The following is a 5,254-nucleotide window of genomic DNA, read 5'->3' on the forward strand; positions in this document are numbered from 1 at the left end:
TCTTGCTGTTGGCGAAGGTCTTTCCCATATCTCCCAGGCTTCCAATCTCCGTGTCCAGGGGGATGGCTCCCAGGAATGGCACACCCAACTCCCTGGCTGCCTCTTCCCCTCCACCCGTCTTGAATACCTCAATTCTCTGGCCGCAGTGGGGGCAGATCAATCCGCTCATGTTCTCCACAATGCCCAGCATGGGCACATTCATCATCAGGAACATGTTGACTGCTTTGCGAGAATCCAGGAGCGCTACCTCTTGCGGGGTGGTGACGACGATCGCCCCGTCAAGACCCGGAATGAGCTGGGCAATGCTAATGGGCTCATCGCTGGTTCCTGGGGGCAGGTCCACCAAAAGGAAGTCCAGCTCTCCCCAGTTGACCTCTTCTATGAACTGCTTTAAGGCCGCCATCTTCATGGGGCCCCGCCAGACCACGGGCGAGTCCCGGCTCTTCAGGAGCAGGGCCATGGAGATGGCCTTGATGCCCCCGGCATCCGCAGGCTCAAGGCCTGACGGGCCGGCCACTAGCTTCTGGTCTTCGATTCCCAGGAGCTTGGGTATATCCGGGCCGGTGATATCGCCGTCAAGGATTCCCACCTTATAGCCCAGGCTTCTTAGGGCGGCAGCCAGGTTCACAGTAACTGTGCTCTTGCCCACGCCGCCTTTTCCGCTGGCAATCGCGATCTTGTACCCGATCCTGCTCAGTCGGTCATTGATCTTATTTTGCTGGGCTTTTGGGTCATCGCACTTTTCTTTCTCGGCGCATGAGCTGCAAACGCCGTCACAGCTATCATTGCTGTTTTTATTTGAGGGGGATGGATTCATGTCAACACCAGGTTATTCTCGATCTCTTTCTCATCAGCAGAATAAAGAGCCTATGAGAGCTTCTATTTAATTCTTTGGAGAAATAGGATTAAATCTAATAGGCGCGTTAATGGCCAGAGGTGAGAATGATTATGAATGGCGGAATTCTTTTTCCTTTAACGGTGCTTGCTGCTCTTTCCCTCCTGGTCGGCTCATCATCAGCCGATTGGCTGGAGGGCGGATATGTGGGACCGATCGACCGCAGCTCGATATTACCCTATTTCTCAGATCCGATATTCTATATGCCCGTTCCTTCCCATAGCCAGAGCTATCCTTATTTGAATTATTCACGCCCCGATGTGATTCATCTGGGCAAGAATCCATACCTGGGTTCCTTAGCGGTCTATCCCCGGGGAGGATATCCGCCCAGCGAGGAGCCCCGCAGCTCTGAGTTCAGAGTAAGCTCTCTGGCTGCAATGCAGTGGACGCCCTTCCATAAGAACTGGACTGAGACCGTGAGCTATGCTCAACAATACTCCTCTCTGCGAGTGAATCAGGGCGGGGAGTGGAAGACGGCTTTGTGATAGAGGTGAAAAAGGCAGGATGACTGCCTTAGAAAGGATGAGCTATTCATTGATCGGCCTCTTTCGAGACCGATCTCGGCTTCGACGCTGGCCCAGAATCGGTCATCTCTTCGCCCTTCAGGGAGGCCACTCTGCTGCTGAGGTGTTCCAGCCTCGACCCAAGGAGGGCGATCTCCCTTTCCATCAGCGCCATCTCCTTGTGGTGTTCCTGGGAGTCCGCGGTCGTTGATGCCTCCTCTCCTCGCAGGGCAAAGCTGCCTCCTTCGATTCTCAGGCCCATGCCGTAGACCAGGGCCGCAGCTATCTTCCTTCTGGCGTTCATCAGGTCATTCCAGAAGGCTTTCCTGGATATTCCCATGTAGAATGCTGCTTCCTCCTGGTCCAGGTCCAGGAGGTCCACCAGTCGCACCGCTTCCAGCTCCTCTAAGGTTATGGATACGGCCTCCACTCTGGGGCAGCCCTCAGGCAAAAAGCTCCTTACCTGAGGGACCTCTGATATCCAGCGCCGGCCCCTTCTTCTTCCTCGACAGGGAGACATGCTCGTCTGTTATGCATGGCGCGGTATTTCAACCTTGCGAAACAGAAATCTTTAAATATATTATCTCATAAGTTACTATTGAGGTGCAAAACATATGCCATGGGGAGATTGTACGGGGCCCTGGTGGATGGGCTCTCGTGGGAATAGAGCAGCAGGATATTACAATCCCTGGTGTCGCCGGGCAGCCGGTTTCGGCATGGGCTATGGTAGGGGTTATGGATACATCCCAGCAGAGCCTTTTCGCCAGACCACCCCGGAGGAAGAGAGAGACTATCTGGAGGCAGTAGTTAGGAATCTGGAGGAGGAGCTCAAAGCGGTTCGTGCTCAGATCGAGAGATTGCAGTCCAAGCCTTAGAGACCATCTGGCCGCTCTCCTGCCGGTAGTCGGTCTCTATTCTATTTTCCAGCCCTATTCGATGAACAACGTTTTTTCACAATTTGAAAAATTTTATATCAGATCAATTCAGCGCAACTCTTTTATGTTATAACCAATTCTCTTGTTTTAAATAAACTTTATTTGAATAGGTGCGTCATATGAGAAAGATAGCATTAGGACTGGCGGCATTGATCGCCGTGGCGTTTGTGGTTCCTTCATACGGGGCCATGGACAGGCCTGCCAAGGAAGATCCGGCTATACTTCTGGTGGTATTCGGCACCAGCTATCCTGAGGCCCAGGCAGCCTACGAGAACATAGAGAGAGTCTATCGGGAGGAATTTCCCCAGGCGGAGGTAAGGATCGCTTTCACCTCAGACTATATCCGGAGAAAGCTGCTGGATAGGGATAATGTCACCATAGATAATCCTCTCACCGCCCTTGCTCATCTCAACGATGAAGGTTATACTGATGTTGTAGTCCAGTCGCTGCATGTGATACCTGGCGAGGAGTTCCACGACCTGGCCAATATCGTAGAGAGCGTAAGGGGGATTGAGGGAAAGTTCGGCTTTCGGAATCTGGTCCTTGGCGAGCCCCTGCTCATGAATTTAGTGGATTATCGCAACGTCTCCAGAGCTCTTGCCAGCCAGTTTGAGCAGAATACCACTGGAACGGAGAGAACTCCTCATTCCAGCCCCAGAGATGCCGGGCAGATGGCAGTGATCTATATGGGGCATGGAACCGAGCATTCGGCAAACAGCGCCTACTCCCAGATGGCCAACATACTGGCAGAGGATCACGAGAACGTCTTCCTGGGCACAGTGGAGGGATATCCGGGCTACGATGAGGTGCTGGCCCGCCTGAATGAATCGGGCGTGAAGAAAGCGAGATTGATCCCCTTCATGGTCGTGGCAGGAGATCACGCTTTAAACGATCTCACCGGCAATGAGTCCGAATCCTGGAAGAGCATGCTGGAGAAGGAAGGATTCGAGATCGACTACAATCTCTTGGGAATGGGTGAGAACGACGGCATAGTCGAGATATTCGTTGGGCATACCAAGGAAGCCTTTGCCAAATTTAAATAATTAATTATAAAATATATTTTAGGAGGCTTTAAATTGAGATATTCAATCTATCTGCTATCGATGCTCCTGCTGGTAAACCTGGCTGGTGCTGATGTGCTGATCAATGAGATGCTGGCCAATCCAGCCACGGATTGGAACGACAACGGACAGGTTGGGGGAATGGATGATGAATTCATAGAGCTTTACAATTCCGGAAACGAGTCCGTGGATGTCAGCGGATACTCTCTTAAAGATAAGGTATTCCGGTCGACGCCCACAGAGTACTCGATTCCCAATGGGACTGTGATAGGCCCTGGAGAATTCCTGGTCATATTCGTCTCTGAGAGCGGCGTATATCAGGGAAATGAGGGTGACGCTATAATGCTGTATGATCCCACTGGAGACCTGGTGGACGAAAAAGAGTATGATGCCGCAACAGAGGATGTCTCTTTTGCCCGGATCCCGGATGGAGGGGAATGGCGCAACAGCACCGCTCCATCGCCTGGCAAGCCAAACCAAGAGGCAGCTTCCTAGAGAGCAAGATGTGGTGCTTTAAATGGAGAGATCTCATGCTGCCATAGCCTTGCCGGAAATGGATCTTAAGGAGGAGTACGCTAGATTCCTGAAACGCAAATTCCTGGTCTTGGTCGCTGCGCTGCTGGGAATAGTGGCTCTGGCAGGAGTCGCAGTGACGCTTGGCTCGGCCCATATAACACCGTTTCAGGTTTACTCCTGCATACTGGCCAGGTTCTTTCCTGACTACTTTCAAACCACAGACTTCTTGGATACCATCGTCTGGAAGCTGAGGCTGCACCGGGTGATCTTGGCCATTTTTGCAGGGATGGGGCTGGCCATTGCAGGAGCAGCCATGCAGGGCATTCTCAAAAATCCTCTGGCCAGTCCTTTTACTCTGGGAATCGCTTCTGCTGCTTCCTTTGGGGCATCGCTGGCGATAATTCTCGGAGCAGGTTTCATCGGCGGCGAGTATCTGATCGTCGGCAATGCCTTCATCTTCACCATAATGGCCTCTTTAGCGGTCTACGGCCTGGCCAAGTACCGTGGGATCAGCCCGGAGACCATGGTCCTAGCTGGCATCGCCATCATGTACCTCTTCAGCGCCATGACCTCATTTCTGCAGTATGTGGGCCATGCAGAGCAGGTTCACGAGGTGGTCTTCTGGATGATGGGCAGCCTCGGTCGCTCCTCCTGGGACAAGGTGGGCATAATCGCCCTGGTGACGGTGCTCTGCTCGTTGATTTTGATGCGGCTCTCCTGGGACATCAACACCCTGGGAGCCGGAGACGAGACCGCCAAGAGCCTGGGGGTCAACGTAGAGCTGGTAAGGGTCTCGGGAATGATGCTGGCCGCTCTGATCACCGCCAGCGTGATCTGCTTTACCGGCACCATCGGCTTCATCGGCCTGGTGGCTCCTCATATTACCAGGATGGTTGTGTCGGGAGATCACAGGTTCCTGCTTCCGGCATCAGGGCTTTTCGGTGCCCTGCTGCTATTGGGTGCGGACACGGTGGCCAGGACCATCATGGCTCCGGTCATTTTGCCGGTGGGGATCATGACCGCCTTTATGGGAGTGCCATTCTTTCTGTATCTGTTCATGAAAAGGAGGAAGGCCTTTTGGTAAAAGAGAGTAGTAGAGGGAGTGCCTCCATTAAAAGAGGATGTGAGACAGCAGCTGGATGAGGCAGGCATTCCCGTCCTCCAGTACCGGGCTTTGCATGTGGATAGGATACTGCCGATGATCGACGACTTTGGGGTCCAGGGGCACAGCCACATTCCGGCCGTCTTCGTCCGTAATCGTAAACTACTCCAGCCTAAAAACCGGAGCCTTCAGTAGCCCCGAAAGGACTGCCTTGATACTTGGAAGGCCCTCCGAGCCTCCAG

Annotated in this window: 8 protein-coding genes; 6 read left to right on the forward strand and 2 right to left on the reverse strand. The window is 53.2% G+C overall.

The window, feature by feature from the left end; translation table 11 throughout:
- Positions 1-817 (reverse strand): Mrp/NBP35 family ATP-binding protein (locus BP727_RS11165; RefSeq protein WP_286858856.1); only part of this gene is annotated, 817 nt, incomplete at its 3' end.
- A 131-nt stretch (positions 818-948) separates the two neighbouring features.
- On the opposite strand from BP727_RS11165, the gene BP727_RS11170 reads away from it, so the two are divergent.
- A complete protein-coding gene (locus BP727_RS11170; RefSeq protein ID WP_048131776.1) occupies positions 949-1,380 on the forward strand; it encodes a hypothetical protein in 432 nt (143 codons plus the stop codon).
- A gap of 46 nt (positions 1,381-1,426) precedes the next feature.
- On the opposite strand, the gene BP727_RS11175 is transcribed toward BP727_RS11170, so the two are convergent.
- Positions 1,427-1,918 carry a DUF134 domain-containing protein gene (locus BP727_RS11175; RefSeq protein ID WP_273279102.1) on the reverse strand — a complete coding sequence of 164 codons (492 nt, stop codon included), beginning with the start codon at positions 1,916-1,918 and terminating at the stop codon, positions 1,427-1,429.
- A 94-nt stretch (positions 1,919-2,012) separates the two neighbouring features.
- On the opposite strand from BP727_RS11175, the gene BP727_RS11180 reads away from it, so the two are divergent.
- The 5 genes from BP727_RS11180 to BP727_RS11200 all read left to right on the forward strand — a co-directional run bounded on the left by BP727_RS11180 (position 2,013) and on the right by BP727_RS11200 (position 5,207).
- A complete protein-coding gene (locus tag BP727_RS11180; RefSeq protein WP_013718614.1) occupies positions 2,013-2,273 on the forward strand; it encodes a DUF5320 domain-containing protein in 261 nt (86 codons plus the stop codon).
- A gap of 179 nt (positions 2,274-2,452) precedes the next feature.
- A complete protein-coding gene (locus tag BP727_RS11185; RefSeq protein WP_273279103.1) occupies positions 2,453-3,376 on the forward strand; it encodes a sirohydrochlorin cobaltochelatase in 924 nt (307 codons plus the stop codon).
- Between the two features lie 60 nt (positions 3,377-3,436).
- A complete protein-coding gene (locus BP727_RS11190) occupies positions 3,437-3,889 on the forward strand; it encodes a lamin tail domain-containing protein (protein WP_048131772.1) in 453 nt (150 codons plus the stop codon).
- A 22-nt stretch (positions 3,890-3,911) separates the two neighbouring features.
- Positions 3,912-4,994: a FecCD family ABC transporter permease gene (locus BP727_RS11195; protein WP_013718611.1), complete on the forward strand. Its 1,083-nt coding sequence runs from the start codon at positions 3,912-3,914 to the stop codon at positions 4,992-4,994.
- Positions 4,995-5,012: 18 nt separating this feature from the next.
- Positions 5,013-5,207: a hypothetical protein gene (locus BP727_RS11200; RefSeq protein WP_286858861.1), complete on the forward strand. Its 195-nt coding sequence runs from the start codon at positions 5,013-5,015 to the stop codon at positions 5,205-5,207.
- Positions 5,208-5,254: the final 47 nt, after the last annotated feature.

This window comes from Methanosaeta sp. UBA356 (genome assembly GCF_002496465.1).
In the GTDB taxonomy this organism is placed as follows: domain Archaea; phylum Halobacteriota; class Methanosarcinia; order Methanotrichales; family Methanotrichaceae; genus Methanothrix; species Methanothrix soehngenii.